We start from the raw sequence: 17,816 nt of genomic DNA on the forward strand, positions 1-17,816 counted from the left end.
AATGGCGGTTTCCGTATCCTCGGAGCGCGACACCGTCGCCTCCCCCGTGCAGCGTGCATTGCGCGAAGCGTTCTATGCCGGCGCCATCTCGCTGGGGTTGTTCATTCTCTTCATCGGCCTGAAGACCGACCAGAACATCAGCAACCAGTTGATCCTGGTGCAGCGCTGGTTGCTGCTCATCACCGTGGTCGTGCTGACCATGCTTGGCCGCTTCTTCTACATTGCCTATGGCCAGCCGTTCATGGCCAATCAGAAGATCACCAATGTCGCCACCGGCCTGTTGCCGGCGAGCGTCGCGTCGCGCTTCTTCCTGCTTCCGGCCTTCATCGTCGCCGTCGTGCTGGCGGTTGTCCTGGTTGCGTTCGGCAGCGCCCTGCCGGCGTTGGTGGGACCCGATCTGGCCGGCTACCTTCAGTTCCTGCGCGCATTGGCCGTCATTTACGCGCTCGCTTGCGTGATCTTCTATTTCCGCTCCTTCATCCACGCCAATTTCACCAAGCTCGGGATTGCGGCGCTGGTGCTATACCCGATCCTCGTCGTCGTGGTGCTGTCGATCTACGCGTGGTCGATAACCGGCGGCCTGCAGGGCTCGTTGAAGTGGGTCGACAATTTCGGCATCCAGATCCTGATCTATGTGATGCTGGCCTGGGGGCTGAACATCGTCGTCGGCCTCGCCGGCCTGCTCGATCTCGGCTACGTCGCCTTTTACGCGGTCGGCGCCTATGCCTATGCGTTGCTAGGCTCGCAATACGGCCTGTCGTTCTGGATCCTGCTGCCCGCCGCCGGCGCCATGGCCGCCTTCTGGGGCGTTATGCTCGGCTTTCCGGTGCTCAGGCTTCGTGGCGATTACCTGGCGATCGTGACGCTGGCCTTCGGCGAGATCATCCGCCTGGTGCTGATCAACTGGCGTGAAGTCACTAACGGCTCGGCCGGCATCTCCGGGATCCCGAAGGTCACCTTCTTCGGCCTGATGACGTTCAATTCGACGGACCCGAACTACATCGGCAAGGTGCTGCACATCGCCCAGTCGAGCGCCTACTACAAGATCTTCCTCTACTATCTGATTCTCGGGCTGGCGCTGCTGACCGCCTTCGTCACCATCAGGCTCAGGCGCATGCCTGTCGGCCGCGCCTGGGAGGCGCTGCGCGAGGACGAGATTGCCTGCCGCTCGCTTGGCATCAACACCACCACCACCAAGCTCACCGCCTTTGCCACCGGCGCCATGTTCGGCGGTTTTGCCGGCGCCTTCTTCGCCGCACGGCAAGGCTTCGTCAGCCCTGAATCCTTCGTCTTCCTGGAATCGGCGATCATCCTGGCCATCGTGGTGCTCGGCGGCATGGGCTCGCTGGTCGGCATCGCGGTCGCCGCGCTGGTGATGATCGGCGGCACCGAGGCGCTGCGCGAACTCGATTTCCTGAAAAGTGTCTTCGGAAATGATTTCACCCCGGAGCTTTACCGCATGCTTTTGTTCGGCATGGCGATGGTCATCGTCATGCTGTGGAAGCCGCGCGGCTTTGTCGGCAGCCGTGAACCGACGGCCTTCCTCAGTGAACGAAAAGCGGTCTCCTCCTCCTTCACCAAGGAAGGGCACGGCTGATGAGCGCGACCTCCATTCAGAAGACCAATCCGGGTATGAAAGACGCCATCCTCCAGGTCGAGCATCTTTCGATGAAGTTCGGCGGCCTGATCGCCATCGGCGACCTGTCGTTCCAGGCCAAGCGAGGCGAGATCACCGCGCTGATCGGACCCAATGGCGCCGGCAAGACCACCGTCTTCAATTGCATCACCGGCTTCTACAAGCCGTCGGAAGGCATGATTACGCTCAACCGGGCCGACGGCTCGAGCTTCCTGCTCGAACGGCTGCCCAATCATGAGATCCCGGCGCGCGCCAAGGTGGCGCGCACCTTCCAGAACATCCGCCTGTTCTCGGGCATGACGCTGCTGGAGAATCTGCTGGTTGCCCAGCACAACAAGCTGATGAAGGCATCCGGCTACACGATCTTGGGCCTATTCGGGATCGGCGGCTACCGCAGGGCCTCGGCTGAATCGGTGGAGCTTGCCAAGCACTGGCTGGAGAAGGCCGACCTTGTCGATCGCGCCGACGATCCGGCCGGCGACCTGCCCTATGGCGCGCAGCGGCGCCTCGAGATTGCGCGCGCCATGTGCACAGGGCCCGAACTTCTGTGCCTCGACGAGCCTGCGGCCGGTCTCAATCCGAAGGAATCGGCAGCGCTGAATTCGCTGCTGATGGACATCAAGAGCAGTACCTCGATCCTGCTGATCGAACATGACATGTCGGTGGTCATGCAGATTTCCGACCATGTCGTGGTGCTTGAATATGGCCGCAAGATTTCCGACGGCAGCCCGCAATCGGTGCGTACCGACCCGCGCGTCATCGCCGCCTATCTCGGCGTCGACGACGAGGAGGTCGAGACGGTGCTGACCGAGGTCGGCGATGAAGACGTCATCGAGCAGCTGGACATCGGGCCGGATTCGGCTCACGGACCAGGCACATCGTCTTCCTATCTCGCCGGCCCGGTAAGCGACACGATCGGCCACAGCCAGGGCGAGCGGGTCACAGTGTCGAAGGGAGCTTCAAAGGCCACCCAATACGATACAAGAGCCAACTCCGCGCCAAGAGCACCGTCCGAGCGTCTAACGGCCAAGTCCAAACCGGCGGCCACCAAATCCCCGACAGGCAAGCCGCGCGGAGGGCGTAAGTGATGGCCGAGACAACGCTGCTCGACATCAAGGGCGTCGAGACCTACTACGGCAACATCAAGGCGCTGAACGGCGTCGATGTCCACGTCAACCAGGGCGAGATCGTCGCGCTGATCGGCGCCAACGGCGCCGGCAAGTCGACGCTGATGATGACCATCTTCGGTGCGCCGCGCGCTCGTGCCGGCTCAATCACTTTCGCCGGCACCGACATCACCCAGATGCCGACGCACGAGATCGCCCGCATGCGCATTGCGCAGTCGCCGGAAGGCAGGCGCATTTTCCCGCGCATGACGGTGATGGAAAACCTGCAGATGGGCGCCGGTCTCGACAATCTCAAGCACTATGACGAGGATGCCGAGAAGGTGTTCGCGTTGTTCCCGCGCCTCAAGGAGCGCATTGCCCAGCGCGGCGGCACGCTGTCGGGCGGCGAGCAGCAGATGCTGTCGATCGGACGTGCGCTGATGGCGCGGCCGAAGCTGCTGCTGCTCGACGAGCCGTCGCTGGGCCTGGCGCCGCTGATCGTCAAGCAGATCTTCGATGCCATCCGCGAGCTGAACCGCACGCAAGGGCTGACCGTGTTCCTGGTCGAGCAGAACGCCTTCGGCGCGCTCAAACTCGCCACGCGCGGCTATGTCATGGTCAACGGCAACGTGACCATGAGCGGCACAGGCAAGGAATTGCTCGCCAATCCGGAAGTGCGGGCGGCCTATCTCGAAGGCGGCCATCACTGATTTCGGAGCGGAATGTATGCATACGGTATTCCGCTCCAACTTGTTTGTTTGTCGCATGACCTTTGTCCGAAAAGTCTGCAACTTTTCGGGATCATGCTAGGGAGTCTTCATCATGCAAGGCATTCTTCACGAGGAACCTTCCATCTGGCAGTTCTTCTTCGTCACCTGTCTGCTCGGCGGCTGGGCGGCATGGATGACCGGCAAGGCCAGCGCCCAGACATGGCGCAGCCTGCCGGCGTTGTTCGCCTATCTGCTGGGCCTCGGCATCGGCATCAGGTTCATCCATCATGCCTTGTTCGGCGGCACGATGTTTTCGCTGCAATACTATGTCGTGGACACAATCGTGCTCATGATATTGGGGTTTGTCGGCTATCAATACACGCGTACGAACCAGATGGTGACGCAGTATAATTGGCTTTACGAACGGGCTTCGATCTTAAGCTGGAAACCGAAAGGTTGACGTTCATCATTAACGCCGTTCCGGGGATGAATCGGCGTGACAAGGGCCTGAAAATCGGCAAAGTACGCTTTCTGCGATAAGGGTGGGCATCGCATGAAAGTTTCATCCACGCCCACCTCGTAAATGGGAGCGTTTAAATGAAGAAATCACTTTTGTCCGCCGTTGCCCTGACCGCGCTTGTCGCGTTCGGTGGCAATGCATGGGCTGACGTTATCGTCGGCGTCGCAGGTCCGATCACCGGTCCGAATGCGGCCTTCGGTGCGCAGCTGCAGAAGGGTGCGGAAGCAGCCGTTGCCGACATCAACGCCGCAGGCGGAATGAACGGCGAGCAGATCAAGCTCGAAGTCGGCGACGACGTCTCCGATCCGAAGCAGGGCATTTCGGTCGGCAACAAGTTCGTCGGCGACGGCGTGAAGTTCGTGATCGGCCACTTCAACTCGGGCGTCTCGATCCCGGTTTCGCAGGAAGTCTACGTCGACAACAACATCGTCGAAGTGACGCCTGCGGCGACCAACCCGAAATTCACCGAGCGCGGCCTGTGGAACGTGTTCCGCACCTGCGGGCGCGATGACCAGCAGGGCGGCATCGCCGGCGGCTATATCGCGACCAACTTCAAGGACGCCAAGGTTGCCGTCATCCACGACAAGACCCCCTATGGTCAGGGCCTTGCCGACGAGACCAAGAAGGCGATGAACGCAGCCGGTCTGACCGAAGTCATGTACGAAGGCGTCAATGTCGGCGACAAGGACTTCTCGGCGCTGATCGCCAAGATGAAGGACGCCGGCGTCACCTTGATCTATTGGGGCGGCCTGCACACCGAAGCCGGCCTGATCATCCGCCAGTCGGCGGACCAGGGCCTCAAGGCTACCCTGATGTCAGGCGACGGCATCGTCACCGACGAGCTGGCTGCGATCGCCGGCGATGCGGTTATCGGTACGCTCAACACCTTCGGTCCGGATCCGCGTCTGATCCCCGAGAACAAGGCACTGGTCGAGAAGTTCCGCGCCCAGGGCTTCGAGCCGGAAGCCTACACTCTCTACTCCTACGCCGCCATGCAGGTGATCGCCGAGGCCGCTGCCGTGGCCAAGTCGAACGACCCCGTGGAAGTGGCCAAGGCGCTGCACGAGAAGGGCCCGTTCAAGACCGTTCTGGGCGATCTCGCCTATGACGCGAAGGGCGATCCGAAGCTCCCGGGCTACATCATGTACGAATGGAAGAAGGGTCCGGACGGTAAGATCTCCTGGTTCCCGAAGTCGTAATTCGGAACACAGCTCTATGGAATGCCCGGCGCTCGCGCCGGGCATTTTTCTTTGGTGACAGGGCGGCAGCGAGGGTGGCTGCATAAGCCGCTAGCCCGGGGTCGAATTTGTGCGGGCACGACAATTAGCGTCACCTCGCGACGCCAATCGCACGCTGCTTTTCGAGCAGTGGTGCTAGAATCCCATTTAAATCGGTTTAATCTCTCCCCGATTTTGGTTGCACTGCAGCATTTTCGCGTTAATCATGCCTCTGCCCCATCCCTCCCTGTCCGGAGCCTCCTTCCTTGGCCATCACGAAGATCCTCGTCGCCAACAGGTCCGAAATTGCCATCCGCGTCTTTCGCGCGGCAAACGAGCTCGGCCTCAAAACCGTGGCGATCTGGGCCGAGGAGGACAAATATTCGCTTCATCGGTTCAAGGCCGATGAAAGCTACCAGGTCGGGCGCGGGCCGCATCTGGCCAGGGACATGGGGCCGATCGAAAGCTATCTGTCGATCGAGGAAGTGATCCGCGTCGCCAGACTGTCCGGCGCCGACGCCATCCATCCGGGCTATGGCCTTCTGTCGGAAAGCCCTGAATTCGCAGATGCCTGCGCCGATGCCGGCATCACCTTCATCGGACCGAAGCCCGACACGATGCGCCGGCTCGGCAACAAGGTCGCCGCGCGCAATCTGGCCATCGAGGTCGGCGTGCCGGTGGTGCCGGCAACCGAACCGCTGCCGGACGACATGGAAGCAGTCAAGCAGCTCGCCAAGACAGTCGGCTATCCGGTGATGCTCAAGGCATCATGGGGCGGCGGCGGGCGCGGCATGCGCGCCATCCGCGCGGAAGCCGACCTCGCCCGCGAGGTGATGGAAGGCAAGCGCGAGGCCAAGGCCGCCTTCGGCAAGGACGAGGTCTATCTCGAAAAGCTGATCGAGCGCGCCCGCCATGTCGAGGTCCAGGTGCTCGGCGACACGCATGGCAACGCGGTGCATCTGTTCGAGCGCGACTGCTCGATCCAGCGCCGCAACCAGAAGGTCGTCGAACGGGCGCCGGCGCCCTACCTCAGCGAGGCATTGCGCCAGGAGCTTTGCGGCTATGCGCTCAAGATCGCGCGCGAGACCAGCTATATCGGCGCCGGCACCGTGGAATTCCTGCAGGACGCCGACACCGGCAAATTCTACTTCATCGAGGTCAATCCGCGCATCCAGGTCGAGCATACCGTCACCGAGCAGGTGACCGGCATCGACATCGTCAAGGCGCAGATCCACATACTGGACGGCTTTGCCATCGGCACGAAAGAGTCGGGCGTGCCGGCGCAGGCCGACATCAGGCTGAACGGTCACGCGCTGCAGTGCCGCATAACGACCGAGGATCCGGAGCATAGTTTCATTCCGGACTACGGCCGCATCACCGCTTATCGCGAAGCCGCCGGTTTCGGCATCCGCCTCGACGGCGGCACCGCCTATTCGGGCGCGGTCATCACCCGCTTCTACGATCCGCTGCTGGAGAAGGTGACTGCCTGGGCCCCGACACCGGCCGAGGCGATCGCCCGCATGAACCGGGCCTTGCGCGAGTTCCGCATCCGCGGCGTGGCGACCAACCTCACCTTCCTCGAGGCAATCATCAACCACCCGCGCTTCGCCGACAATTCCTACACGACCAGGTTCATCGACACGACGCCGGAGCTGTTCGCGCAGGTGAAGCGGCAGGACCGCGCCACCAAGCTGCTCAACTATCTGGCCGACGTCAGCGTCAACGGCCATCCCGAAACCCGCGGCCGACCGATGCCCAAGGCCGATGCGGCAGCGCCTGTCGTGCCCTATCTCAACGGCAATGTGCCTGATGGCAGCAAGCAGAAGCTAGACGCGTTGGGGCCGGAGAAATTCGCTGCCTGGATGCGTGAGCAAAAAGAGGTGCTTGTCACCGACACGACGATGCGCGACGGTCACCAGTCGCTGCTCGCCACCCGCATGCGCACGCATGACATTGCCGGCATTGCCGGCACCTATGCGCGCGCGCTGCCGCGGCTGCTGTCGCTGGAATGCTGGGGCGGCGCCACTTTCGACGTCGCCATGCGCTTCCTCACCGAGGATCCGTGGGAGCGGTTGAGCAAAGTGCGCGAAGCGGCCCCCAACCTTTTGCTGCAGATGCTTCTGCGCGGCGCCAATGGCGTCGGCTACACCAACTATCCCGACAATGTCGTGCAACATTTCGTCAGCCAGGCAGCGGCTGGTGGGGTCGACCTGTTCCGCGTCTTCGACTGCCTGAACTGGGTCGAGAACATGCGCGTCGCCATGGACGCGGTGGGCGCCGAGGGCAAGCTGGTCGAAGCAGCGATCTGCTACACCGGCGACATCCTCGATCCGGCGCGCGCCAAATACGACCTTAAATACTATGTCGGGTTGGCGAAGGAATTGCAGGCAGCCGGCGCCCATATCATCGCCGTCAAGGACATGGCCGGGCTTTTGAAGCCTGCCGCCGCCCGCGTGCTGTTCAAGGCGCTGCGCGAAGCCACCGACCTGCCGATCCATTTCCACACCCACGACACGTCAGGCCTGTCGGCGGCGACGGTGCTGGCGGGCGTGGAAAGTGGCGTCGACGCCATCGACGCGGCGATGGATTCCTTCTCCGGCAACACCTCGCAGCCTTGCCTGGGCTCGATCGTCGAGGCGCTGAAGGGAACCGAGCGCGATCCCGGCCTCGATCCGCAATGGATCCGCAACATCTCCTTCTACTGGGAAGCGGTGCGCAACCAGTATGCGGCCTTCGAAAGCGATCTCAAGGGGCCAGCCTCGGAAGTCTATCTGCACGAAATGCCGGGCGGCCAGTTCACCAACCTCAAGGAGCAGGCGCGTTCGCTCGGGCTGGAAACGCGTTGGCACGAGGTGGCACAAGCCTATCACGACGTCAATTTGATGTTCGGTGACATCGTCAAGGTGACGCCGTCGTCCAAGGTGGTCGGCGACATGGCGCTGATGATGGTGAGCCAGGATCTAACCGTTGCCGACGTCGAAAACCCGGCCAAGGACATCGCCTTCCCGGACTCGGTCGTCTCGATGCTGCGCGGCGATCTCGGCCAGTCGCCCGGCGGCTGGCCTGCGAAGCTGCAGAAGAAGGCACTGAAGGAAAGCAAGCCGATCACCGAGCGGCCGGGCTCGCTGCTCAAGCCAGCCGACCTCAAGGCCAGCCGCAAGGAGATCGAGCAGAAGCTGGAGCGCAAGCTCTCGGAGTACGAATTCGCCTCCTGGCTGATGTATCCGAAGGTGTTTACCGACTTCGCCGCCGCGCAGGAAACCTACGGGCCGGTCAGTGTGCTGCCGACGCCGACCTATTTCTACGGCATGAAGTCCGAAGACGAGATCTTCCTGGACATCGAAAAAGGCAAGACGCTTGTGGTGCGCTGCCTTGCGATCGGCGACGTCGATGAGAAGGGCATGGTCACCGTGTTCTTCGAGCTCAACGGCCAGCCGCGCCGTGTCCGGGTGCCGGACAGGGCGCATGGCGCCTCGGCGGCCAAGGCTCGGCGCAAGGCCGAGCCCGGCAACGAGGCGCATGTCGGCGCGCCGATGCCGGGCGTGGTCTCCGCCCTTTCGGTTGCCGCCGGCCAAGCGGTCAAGGCCGGCGACGTGCTGTTGTCGATCGAAGCCATGAAGATGGAGACGGCCCTGCATGCCGAGCGCGACGGCACAGTGGCCGAAGTGCTGGTCAAGGCCGGCGATCAGATCGATGCGAAGGATCTGTTGATCGCGTTTGGCTGACGCGCGGATCCATCACACTGGGACGGCTGGCAGCAGCCGTTGATGGAGCATCGATAATGGCTTGACCCGCCGCGCCTGCTCGGGCATCGAACCCGCTCCCAATTTACCGCGCCAGAATCGCGGTGCTTAAAAAGTAAGCGGAGAAAAAACATGGCCGACGACATCACAGATACCAGCCAGACTGTTGCCGCCGGCCAGTTGCGCGCCTTCATCGAGCGCATCGAGCGGCTCGAGGAAGAAAAGAAGACCATCGCCGACGACATCAAGGAAGTGTTCGCCGAGGCCAAGGGCACCGGCTTCGACACCAAGGCGATGCGGTCGATCATCCGGCTGCGCAAGAAGGACCAGGCCGAGCGCCAGGAAGAGGAAACCATCCTCGATCTCTACAAGGCCGCGCTCGGCATGGTGTAAGGCTGTCTGGAAATTCTACTCCGGCTGATATCGCCGGAGCGAATTTCGAAACAGTCTCGGGCCAAGGAATGATGCTGGAACGGGCATCGAACCATGAGCGAATTCGACTTCGGCGCCCGCCGCGCCTCTGAATTCCGCCAACGCAGCTTCTGGGCGCTGTTCGCCGAACGGCATCCGGAGGAACGCGCTTCCATGGCGCGGCGCGGACCCTGGTTCTGGCAGCGCGGGCTGCCTGACTTCGCTCTGGTCCTGTCCATGTATGTCGCGCCGGCGCAAAGCCAAGTTGGCGTCTTTTTCGGCCGTAACGAGAAGTTCGGCGCGACCGGGGTCTGGTCGCGGCTGAAGCCGCTCCAACCGGCAATCGAAGACTGGCTGAAGCTCAGGCCGGAGCAGAGCTGCGAGGGCCTCGGCATCAATTCGATGTGGCGGGTGAACTGCTATGCCGAGGACAACTGGCCGGCCATGGCCGACTGGCTGGTGACGGAATGCTCGCGCTTCGAGCGCGCCGTCACCGACGTGCTGGGAGAGGGATAGCTATCAGGTGTTGGTGCAAAGCATCGGATCCTTCTTCGGCTCGCGCTGGCAAGGCGCGGTGCCGGTCGAGCGGCTGTTCTGGCGCGATCTAGTCCTTGTCGGCACGGCGATCAACATCGCCTCGTCGGTGGCCGCGCTCATTCTGCTCGGCTTGAAGCTGCCGCTCGCCGTCGTCCTGGCGGTGCATTTCGCGCCCGTGCCCTACAACATCTTTCTGACCTTTGCCGTCTGGCGAACCACGGAAAAATCCAGTGGCGACAAGGCTTCGTTGATGACGCTCGGGGCTACGCTTTGGCTGATCCTGGTGGTGGTTGTCTGAGAAGATTGACACGAAAAAGGGCGGCCGAAGCCGCCCTTTGAAGATGGTGGTCAAGCTGCGGCTTAAGCCGCCGGCTCGAATTTCAGCGCCACGCCGTTGATGCAATAGCGCAGGCCGGTCGGCGGCGGGCCGTCCTCGAAGACATGGCCGAGATGGCTGCCGCAGCGGGCGCAGTGGCATTCGGTGCGGACCATGCCGTAGCTGCGGTCGACGGTGTTTTCGACCGAACCGGGCACCGGATCATTGAAGCTCGGCCAGCCGGTGCCGCTCTCGAACTTGAGCTTGGATTCGAACAGCGGCTGGTCGCAGCCGACGCAGGAAAAGGTGCCGGCGCGCTTTTCGTAGAGCAGCGCGCAGCTTCCGGGCCGTTCGGTGCCGTGGCCGCGCATGACGGCATATTGCTCCGGGGTCAGCCGGGCTCGCCATTCAGCGTCGGTGCGGGTAACGGGGTAGGTGTGGGTGTGGGTGTCCATTTGATCTCCTCAGCCTTGGCGGCTTGTTGTTGGTTGCAATCTGTTTTCGTCCCAACATAGGCATTTGTTACATGTCTGCCCAGCACCGAGATGTGCTCGAATCCTCAATGCTAGCGTGAAAGCTGCTTGGTCGCGGCTTCCAACCCGGCCAGCGTCAGTGGGAACATGCGGCCGCCGAAGAGATCGCGGATCATCGCGATCGAATGGGTGAAGCCCCAGTTTTTCTGATTTTCGGGGTTCAGCCAGACCGCATTCGGCCATTGCTGGATGAGGCGGCCAAGCCAGACACTGCCGGCTTCCGTGTTCCAATGCTCGACCGAACCGCCGGGATGCGCGATCTCGTAAGGGCTCATCGAGGCATCGCCGACGACGATCACCTTGTAGTGGGGGCCGTATTTGTGAAGCAGATCGAAGGTCGGGATGGTCTCGGCATGCCTGCGCCGGTTGTCCTTCCAGACGCCCTCGTAAAGGCAGTTGTGGAAGTAAAAATATTCGAGCTGGCGGAATTCGGCGCGGGCGGCCGAAAACAGCTCCTCGATGCTTTTGATGTGGTCGTCCATCGAGCCGCCGACATCGAAGAACATCAAGAGCTTCACGGCGTTGCGCCGTTCGGGGCGCGTCTGCACGTCGAGATAGCCGTGCTCGGCGGTGGCATGGATGGTGCCGGGCAGGTCGAACTCTTCCTCCGCACCCTCGCGCACCCAGCGACGCAGGCGCTTCAGCGCCACCTTGATGTTGCGGGTGCCGAGCTCGACGGCGTCGTCGAAATTTTTGAACTCGCGCTTGTCCCAGACTTTCACCGCACGGCGATTGCGGCTTTCATGCTGGCCGATGCGCACGCCTTCGGGATTGTAGCCATAGGCGCCGAAAGGCGAAGTGCCGCCGGTGCCGATCCATTTCGAGCCGCCCTGGTGGCGGCCTTTCTGCTCCTCCAGCCGCTGCTTCAGTGTCTCCATCAGCTTGTCGAAACCGCCGAGCGCCTCGATCAGTTTCTTCTCTTCCTCGGTCAGGTGCTTTTCGGCGAGCCGGCGCAGCCATTCCTCAGGGATGTTGGCGACATCGACTGCATCGGGGCCGGTGAGCGCCTCGATCCCCTTGAAGACATGCGCAAACACCTGGTCGAAGCGGTCGATATGGCGTTCGTCCTTCACAAGCGCGGCGCGGGCGAGGTAGTAAAAACCCTGGACGTCATAGTCGACCAGCCCGGCCTCCAGCCCTTCCAGCAGCGACAGATATTCCCTGAGCGAAACGGGAACCCGCGCGGCCTTTAGTTCGAGAAAGAAGGGGAGGAACATGGTTGGCCGTTATCTATGCCGAACGGTCACGGCGGAGTCGCCACGGGCACTGTCGATTTCGCCGGATTGCAGAAGATTTGCCACAGTACGTGGGTTGGGCATGGGCAAGTGCTTTGCGATTCGGGCTTCCGCCCATTCGCGCGTAGCCGACGCGGCATCGGCTATCGCTTCAGCCGGGTTTGCGCCGGCCCCGTGGCAGCCGGCGAGATCGGGCATCCGCACTCCCCAAACGCCGTCACTGCCATCCAGGATTCCGACATAGCGGATCATTCGGCTCCTTCCGCGTTATTTCGATCGCGCTCGCATCATAGCAGATCATACTCGATAAACCCTGTCCGCCGCGCGACATGGTCGTAGAGCTTGCGCGCTGTGGCGTTGGTTTCGTGGGTCATCCAATAGACGTTCTTGACGCCGATCTTGCCGGCTGCCTGCTTGACCGCTTCAATGAGGGCCGCACCGATGCCCTTGCCGCGCACATCAGGGTCGGCGAACAGGTCCTGCAGGTAGCAGCTGTTTTTCTCCGACCAGCCGGAGCGGTGATAGAGAAAATGGGTCAGGCCGACCGCCTTGCCGTCGAGCGTGGCGATAAACCCCTTCGGTTCGAATTCACCTTCCGTGAACAGTCGTTTCCAGGTGATGTCGTAGACCTCGTCCGGCAGCCTGGTCTCGTAGAAGGTGAGGTAGGCAGTCCACAGCCGCCGCCAGTCGGCATGGTCGGCCAGCGCCAGCGGGCGGACGGTGATCTCGGTCATTTCGGTTCCTCCAAAGCCTTATCGGATTCCGGCGGAATCAGATCGGAAACACCATCGCCTAATCCACCGGCGAATTGTACTCGCGAAATGCGGTCGCCAGCATCTGCAGCGCGTCACGCGCGCGCGGCGCCAGATTGTGCGAATGCAGCACCACTTCGGAAGGGTCAAGCGATGGAAGACCAAGTTTGCGGCCAACCTCGATCAGGCCGGGCGGAGCGACGCAGTGAGCCAGCGCCGAAACGGCAAAGCCCGCCGATATCGCAATGTTGACGGCCGCGCCGCCGCCGCCGACGAAGGCCTCCTCCCAGGCGATGCCTGCTTTGTCCAGCGCCTCGACCGCCCGCACACGATCCGGACAGTTGCACACGGTGCTTAAGAGCGCGAGGCGCAACGGCGTTCCGCGCTGCCACTCGAAGGAAGGTGCTGCGAACCAGCCATAGTGGTTGCGCGACAAGGTCCGGCCAGGACGGCTGTCGCCTTCGCGGTGCACGATGACTGCATCGAGCTCGCCGTGATCGAAAGCTTCCTTGAGCACCGTGCTGGTATCGATCCTCAAACTGAGCGTCAGCGATGGATCGTGCGCATGGAGCTGGGCAATCAGAATGGACAGCGCCGGACCGGCGGCATGATCGACAAAGCCGAGCGCAAGCCGGCACGGTGCTGACGCAAACTCCGCCATGGCGCGCTCGTGCGCGGCAAGGAAGTCACGCGCGGCGGGGAGGAAGACGGCGCCTCGTGCCGACAGGCTGACGCGGCGCGGCGTTCTTTCGATCAATCGCGCGCCGAGCTTCTCCTCAAGGCGGCGCAGCTTGACGCTGATCGTCGCCTGCGTGCTGCCCAGCGCCGATGCCGCCTGGGTGAAGCTCTGCAGATCGGCCACCATCACAAAGGTTCGTACGGCGTCCACATCAAGACTGATCATCGCAGCACTCCATTGGGCCAATCATTCCGTTTTGTCATTTCTGATATAGCCGAGCATAGCCTTTTTTCATGGTCGAGTCTCCTCTATCTCAAACTGGTCGCGGTTTGAAGAGCGCCTCATGCTCGGATGGAAAGAGATCGATATGCCAATTCAACGAAACACCATAGCGCTCACCGGCGTGTGCCTGGCGTCGCTGCTGTTCGGGCTCGAAATCTCCAGCGTGCCGGTGATCCTGCCGAAACTGGAAAGCGTGCTCGCCGCCGATTTCAAAGACCTGCAATGGATCATGAACGCCTACACCATTGCCTGCACCACGGTGCTGATGGCGACAGGGACATTGGCCGACCGTTTCGGCCGCAAGAGCGTGATGGTGATCACCACCGTCGCCTTCTGCCTAGCCTCGCTGCTGTGCGGCCTGGCGCCGAGTGCGGCGCTGCTGATCGCCGCCCGCTTCCTGCAAGGTCTCGCCGGCGGCGCGATGCTGACCTGCAGCGTCGCCGTGCTGTCGCATCAGTTCCAGGATGGCCGCGAACGCGGCAAGGCTTTTGTCGCCTGGAGCGTCGTCTCAGGCATCGGGCTTGGTTTCGGTCCCGCCATTGGCGGCCTGATCGTGGCGCTGTCGAACTGGCAGTGGGTGTTCCTCATCCACGTGCCGCTGGCGCTCCTGGCGCTCGCCTTCATCGGCGCCGGTGTCACGCAATCGCGCGATCACAATGCCCAGAAACTCGACTGGGCCGGCATGCTGACGCTGTCGGCTTCTGTGTTCGGCTTCTCCTATCTGATCACGCAAGGTGCGGATCTCGGGACCAGCGCCCGCATCGGCGTGATATCAGCCTCCGTGGCTGCGTTCATCGCCTTCCTCGTCGCCGAGAGGGTCAATCCCTATCCGATGTTCGATTTCGCCGTGTTCCGCATCCGCCAGTTTTCCGGCGCGATCATGGGCGCCATCGGCATGAATTTCAGCTACTGGCCGTTCATCATCTATCTGCCGATCTATTATTCCGGCGTTCTCGGCTATGACAGCACGACGACCGGCCTGCTGTTGCTCGTCTACACGCTGCCGTTCATGGTGATGCCGCCGATCGCCGAGCGCATTCGCGCGCGCTATCAGGCACGAATTGCCATCCCGCTCGGTCTGCTGACGCTAGGGATCGGTTTCATCGCCATGTGGATCGGCTCCAGGCTCGAGGGCGCCACCTGGCTGACCATGCTGCCCGGCACGCTGATTGCCGGCATCGGCATCGGTCTCACCAATTCGCCGACCACAAACACCACGACCGGCGCGGTATCGCCGGATCGCGCCGGCATGGCGTCCGGCATCGATATCAGCGCACGCCTGATCACGCTTGCCATCAACATCGCGGTGCTCGGCCTGCTGCTGACGCAAGGTATCGTTTCCCACCTGCAGGCCACACTCGGCGCGGCTTTGGAGCCGGATGAGTTGCGGGCACTGGCGGAAAGGGTCGCCACCGGCAATCTGGAGGGCCTTGCGCAGGGGACGCCGAAGCTCGCAGCCCTCGACCCATCCGGCGCCATCGTGCATGCCGCGCTGGTCAATGGTTTCGGCTGGGTCATGCTCTATTGCGGGATCGGCGTTCTCGCCCTGTCGGTCATCGGCTTCGTCATCTTCGGGCCGAAGCGCGTCGCGCCGCAGGAGACAGGGCTTGCGGCGGCCGAGTGATCGGCCGAAGCTCGCTCATAGCGCTCAGCCCGCCCGCCGATCCTTATCCCTTCCGCCTGGCCATGAAAGCAAGGCGCTCAAACAGATGCACGTCCTGCTCGTTCTTCAGCAGCGCGCCGTGCAGTTTCGGCAGCGCGTTCCTGGGGTCGGCGCGCATATCCTCGGGTGCGATGTCGTCGGCGACCAGCAGGCGGATCCAGTCGAGCGCCTCGGAGGTCGACGGCTTCTTCTTCAACCCCTGCACGTCGCGGATCTCGTAGAACTGGGTCAGGGCAGCACGCACCAAATTCTGCTTTATGCCGGGATAGTGCACGTCGACGATTTTGTGCAGCGTGTCGACATCGGGAAAGCGGATGTAGTGGAAGAAGCACCGGCGCAGGAAGGCGTCGGGCAGTTCCCTCTCGTTGTTGGAAGTGATGATGACGATGGGGCGCACAGCGGCGCGGATCGTTTCGCCGGTTTCGTAGACGAAGAACTCCATTCGATCGAGTTCCTGCAGCAGGTCGTTGGGGAATTCGATATCGGCCTTGTCGATCTCGTCGATCAACAGCACGACCTTCTTGCCGGCCGCGAAGGCGTCCCAGAGCTTGCCGCGCTTGATGTAGTTTTTGATGTCGTTGAATCTGGCATCCCCAAGCTGGCTGTCGCGCAGCCGCGAGACGGCGTCGTACTCATAAAGTCCCTGCTGCGCCCGGGTGGTCGACTTGACATGCCATTCGATGAGATCGAGGCCGAGGGCTGACGCCACTTGTCTGGCAAGCTCGGTCTTGCCTGTGCCCGGCTCGCCCTTGACCAGCAACGGCCGCTCCAGCGCGATCGCGGCGTTCACCGCCACCATCAGATCCTTGTCGGCGACATAGGCCGCCGTGCCTTCGAAACGCATACTTGCTCCTCGGTTGGTCAGCGCGAGCGTAAGGACGCTGCTTGACCTGTGCAAGGGCGAGCCGGCTGCGACCAAAGCGTGTGAGATCGAAATGGAAACATCGGCTCATGTCACTAGCGCTTGACCGACCAGCCGCCTATATTGGGCTTGGCGGTCTGCGCTTCCCGGCAGGAGAACATTTTCCCCGGGGCCTTAACGATCCTTAGGGAGCTGTCCCTGGGAAGACCCGTGGGTTTTCTCATACGGCGCCCACCTACTTTGTAGGTTCCCGGGATCGCTCTCTCCACCGGTTGTGTGGATCGTCACTTACCTGTATCCGCCCAGTTTGGCGGATGATGTGGTAGAAAACGTCGCTCATGAAACGTCACCCAGATCCGACCTTTTCTATCGTCCGCGCATGACATCTCCCAAAGACCTGAAAAAGCAGTTGCGCCTCGAGGCACTCGGCCGTCGCGATGCGCTCGATCCGCTGTGGCGGGTGGAGATCGCGCTTGAAATGGCCGAGACGGCGCGCGACCACCTCGCCATCGAGCCGGGTCAGATCGTTTCAGCTTTCTGGCCGATGCGATCGGAAGTCGACGTCAGGCCGCTGATGTTCGCCTTGCGCGAGAAGGGGGCCAGGCTTTGCCTGCCGGCCATCCTCGACAAGACCACCATCGTCTTTCGCGAACTGGTGCGCGGCGCGCCGATGGTCGAGATGGGTTTTGGCACGGTCGGTCCGCATGCGGAGGCCGAGGTTCTCGATCCCGCGGTGATGCTGGTGCCGCTCGCGGCCTTCGACAGCCGCGGTCATCGCATCGGGTATGGCGCCGGCTATTACGACCGCGCCATCGCCAGGCTGATCGACAAGGGCCAGCCGCCACGACTGATCGGCATCGCCTTCGATTGCCAGGAGGTGGGTCTGGTGCCGGATGAGGCGCACGACGTCATCATCCCGGAAATACTCACCGAGAGCGGTTTGCGCCGCTTCGACATCGCTTAAAAGACCGCGATCCCGCTTAACGCGTTTCCAAGACGTGCCGGATAGTATTCCGGCAACACAGTCCGAGCCGATGGCGGCCATCATGTTTGTCTTCGCACGCTTCCTGCTGATGCCGTTCGTCCTCATCGCGGTAACGCTGTTCGCGATGGCATTGCACATTTCCGGAACGGCCCTGCACCACCAGTTCGCCTGGCATCAGACGGTTGCCACAGTGACGGATGTCAGTTCCTACAGCGAAGCCCAGGGTAATGGCCTCACCGCGAAAGGCATCAACGTCGCTGTCACCTATGTCGCGAACGATGCACCGATGACGTGGTCCGGCAAGGGAAAGGACATCGGCCTCTACACGGCGTCCAAAGGCGACGCGGTGAAGTTGTATTACAACCCTGCCAATCCATCGATCCTCGATACCGCGGCGATGAAGGGCTGGCGCGGCGGGCTGTTGCTCCTGGCCGCTACTGGTGGGTTCACTGTTTTTTACGTGTGGTTCTTCTGGCTGCGCGGACGCACCGCACCGCCGGCGTCACCGATGATGCCTTCGGCAGTTCGCGTTGCGGGCGCGAGCGCCAAGCCGCCTCAACAGCAGCGTGGTACTTTCGGCCGGCGTTAGCGCCAATCGCCCGGGTAGCGCTTGCCTAGCGTCCGTGCCT

General features: G+C 62.3%; 17 protein-coding genes, 1 other RNA gene and 1 pseudogene. 13 read left to right on the forward strand and 6 right to left on the reverse strand.

Going from position 1 to position 17,816, the window contains the following annotated elements; translation table 11 throughout:
• The first annotated feature begins 1 nt into the window (after window position 1).
• The 9 genes and pseudogenes from livM to NKI06_RS07970 all read left to right on the forward strand — a co-directional run bounded on the left by livM (window position 2) and on the right by NKI06_RS07970 (window position 10,178).
• Window positions 2-1,597 (forward strand): high-affinity branched-chain amino acid ABC transporter permease LivM, encoded by a 1,596-nt coding sequence (gene livM / locus NKI06_RS07930; protein WP_352984771.1) that lies wholly within the window; start codon window positions 2-4, stop codon window positions 1,595-1,597.
• A pseudogene (locus NKI06_RS07935) lies at window positions 1,597-2,703 on the forward strand (ABC transporter ATP-binding protein); the annotation flags it as partial. The gene livM and the pseudogene NKI06_RS07935, both read left to right, overlap by 1 nt.
• A 20-nt stretch (window positions 2,704-2,723) precedes the next feature.
• Complete coding sequence (locus NKI06_RS07940) at window positions 2,724-3,452, forward strand: ABC transporter ATP-binding protein (protein ID WP_023668718.1); 729 nt, start codon at window positions 2,724-2,726, stop codon at window positions 3,450-3,452.
• 112 nt (window positions 3,453-3,564) lie between these two features.
• On the forward strand, window positions 3,565-3,912 hold the full coding sequence (locus tag NKI06_RS07945; RefSeq protein WP_023668719.1) for a DUF6867 family protein: 348 nt from the start codon (window positions 3,565-3,567) through the stop codon (window positions 3,910-3,912).
• Window positions 3,913-4,049: 137 nt separating this feature from the next.
• Window positions 4,050-5,171 carry a branched-chain amino acid ABC transporter substrate-binding protein gene (locus tag NKI06_RS07950; protein ID WP_023668720.1) on the forward strand — a complete coding sequence of 374 codons (1,122 nt, stop codon included), beginning with the start codon at window positions 4,050-4,052 and terminating at the stop codon, window positions 5,169-5,171.
• A gap of 284 nt (window positions 5,172-5,455) precedes the next feature.
• Complete coding sequence (gene pyc / locus NKI06_RS07955) at window positions 5,456-8,914, forward strand: pyruvate carboxylase (RefSeq protein WP_352984773.1); 3,459 nt, start codon at window positions 5,456-5,458, stop codon at window positions 8,912-8,914.
• 150 nt (window positions 8,915-9,064) lie between these two features.
• Window positions 9,065-9,325 carry a DUF2312 domain-containing protein gene (locus tag NKI06_RS07960; RefSeq protein ID WP_023668722.1) on the forward strand — a complete coding sequence of 87 codons (261 nt, stop codon included), beginning with the start codon at window positions 9,065-9,067 and terminating at the stop codon, window positions 9,323-9,325.
• Window positions 9,326-9,418: 93 nt separating this feature from the next.
• Window positions 9,419-9,859 (forward strand): hypothetical protein, encoded by a 441-nt coding sequence (locus NKI06_RS07965; protein WP_352859536.1) that lies wholly within the window; start codon window positions 9,419-9,421, stop codon window positions 9,857-9,859.
• A gap of 7 nt (window positions 9,860-9,866) precedes the next feature.
• Window positions 9,867-10,178 (forward strand): hypothetical protein, encoded by a 312-nt coding sequence (locus NKI06_RS07970; protein ID WP_352984775.1) that lies wholly within the window; start codon window positions 9,867-9,869, stop codon window positions 10,176-10,178.
• Between the two features lie 62 nt (window positions 10,179-10,240).
• Here the strand turns inward: NKI06_RS07970 and msrB are convergent, their stop codons facing one another.
• The 5 genes from msrB to NKI06_RS07995 all read right to left on the reverse strand — a co-directional run bounded on the left by msrB (window position 10,241) and on the right by NKI06_RS07995 (window position 13,620).
• Window positions 10,241-10,651: a peptide-methionine (R)-S-oxide reductase MsrB gene (gene msrB, locus NKI06_RS07975; protein WP_023818224.1), complete on the reverse strand. Its 411-nt coding sequence runs from the start codon at window positions 10,649-10,651 to the stop codon at window positions 10,241-10,243.
• A 110-nt stretch (window positions 10,652-10,761) separates the two neighbouring features.
• Window positions 10,762-11,946 carry a vWA domain-containing protein gene (locus NKI06_RS07980; protein ID WP_352984776.1) on the reverse strand — a complete coding sequence of 395 codons (1,185 nt, stop codon included), beginning with the start codon at window positions 11,944-11,946 and terminating at the stop codon, window positions 10,762-10,764.
• 9 nt (window positions 11,947-11,955) lie between these two features.
• A complete protein-coding gene (locus NKI06_RS07985; protein ID WP_023688929.1) occupies window positions 11,956-12,216 on the reverse strand; it encodes a type II toxin-antitoxin system HicB family antitoxin in 261 nt (86 codons plus the stop codon).
• Window positions 12,217-12,251: 35 nt separating this feature from the next.
• Window positions 12,252-12,698, reverse strand: coding sequence for a GNAT family N-acetyltransferase (locus NKI06_RS07990; RefSeq protein WP_352984778.1), 447 nt, complete (start codon window positions 12,696-12,698; stop codon window positions 12,252-12,254).
• 58 nt (window positions 12,699-12,756) lie between these two features.
• The gene (locus NKI06_RS07995) at window positions 12,757-13,620 is read right to left on the reverse strand and encodes a LysR family transcriptional regulator (RefSeq protein ID WP_352984779.1); all 864 of its coding nucleotides are present in this window, start codon (window positions 13,618-13,620) and stop codon (window positions 12,757-12,759) included.
• A 142-nt stretch (window positions 13,621-13,762) separates the two neighbouring features.
• Here NKI06_RS07995 and NKI06_RS08000 point away from each other — a divergent pair, with 142 nt between their 5' ends.
• Complete coding sequence (locus NKI06_RS08000) at window positions 13,763-15,301, forward strand: MFS transporter (RefSeq protein WP_352984781.1); 1,539 nt, start codon at window positions 13,763-13,765, stop codon at window positions 15,299-15,301.
• A gap of 43 nt (window positions 15,302-15,344) precedes the next feature.
• Here the strand turns inward: NKI06_RS08000 and NKI06_RS08005 are convergent, their stop codons facing one another.
• Entirely contained in the window at window positions 15,345-16,184 is an 840-nt protein-coding gene (locus tag NKI06_RS08005; RefSeq protein ID WP_352984783.1) for an AAA family ATPase, read from the reverse strand.
• Window positions 16,185-16,333: 149 nt separating this feature from the next.
• Between NKI06_RS08005 and ssrS the strand changes: the two genes are divergently transcribed.
• From ssrS to NKI06_RS08020, 3 genes are all read left to right on the forward strand, one after another.
• A non-coding RNA gene (gene ssrS, locus NKI06_RS08010) (6S RNA) lies at window positions 16,334-16,489 on the forward strand.
• 92 nt (window positions 16,490-16,581) lie between these two features.
• Window positions 16,582-17,166 (forward strand): 5-formyltetrahydrofolate cyclo-ligase, encoded by a 585-nt coding sequence (locus tag NKI06_RS08015; RefSeq protein ID WP_023668732.1) that lies wholly within the window; start codon window positions 16,582-16,584, stop codon window positions 17,164-17,166.
• An 82-nt stretch (window positions 17,167-17,248) separates the two neighbouring features.
• On the forward strand, window positions 17,249-17,776 hold the full coding sequence (locus NKI06_RS08020) for a DUF3592 domain-containing protein (RefSeq protein ID WP_196813862.1): 528 nt from the start codon (window positions 17,249-17,251) through the stop codon (window positions 17,774-17,776).
• Window positions 17,777-17,816: the final 40 nt, after the last annotated feature.

Source organism: Mesorhizobium sp. M0772 (genome assembly GCF_040320135.1).
In the GTDB taxonomy this organism is placed as follows: domain Bacteria; phylum Pseudomonadota; class Alphaproteobacteria; order Rhizobiales; family Rhizobiaceae; genus Mesorhizobium.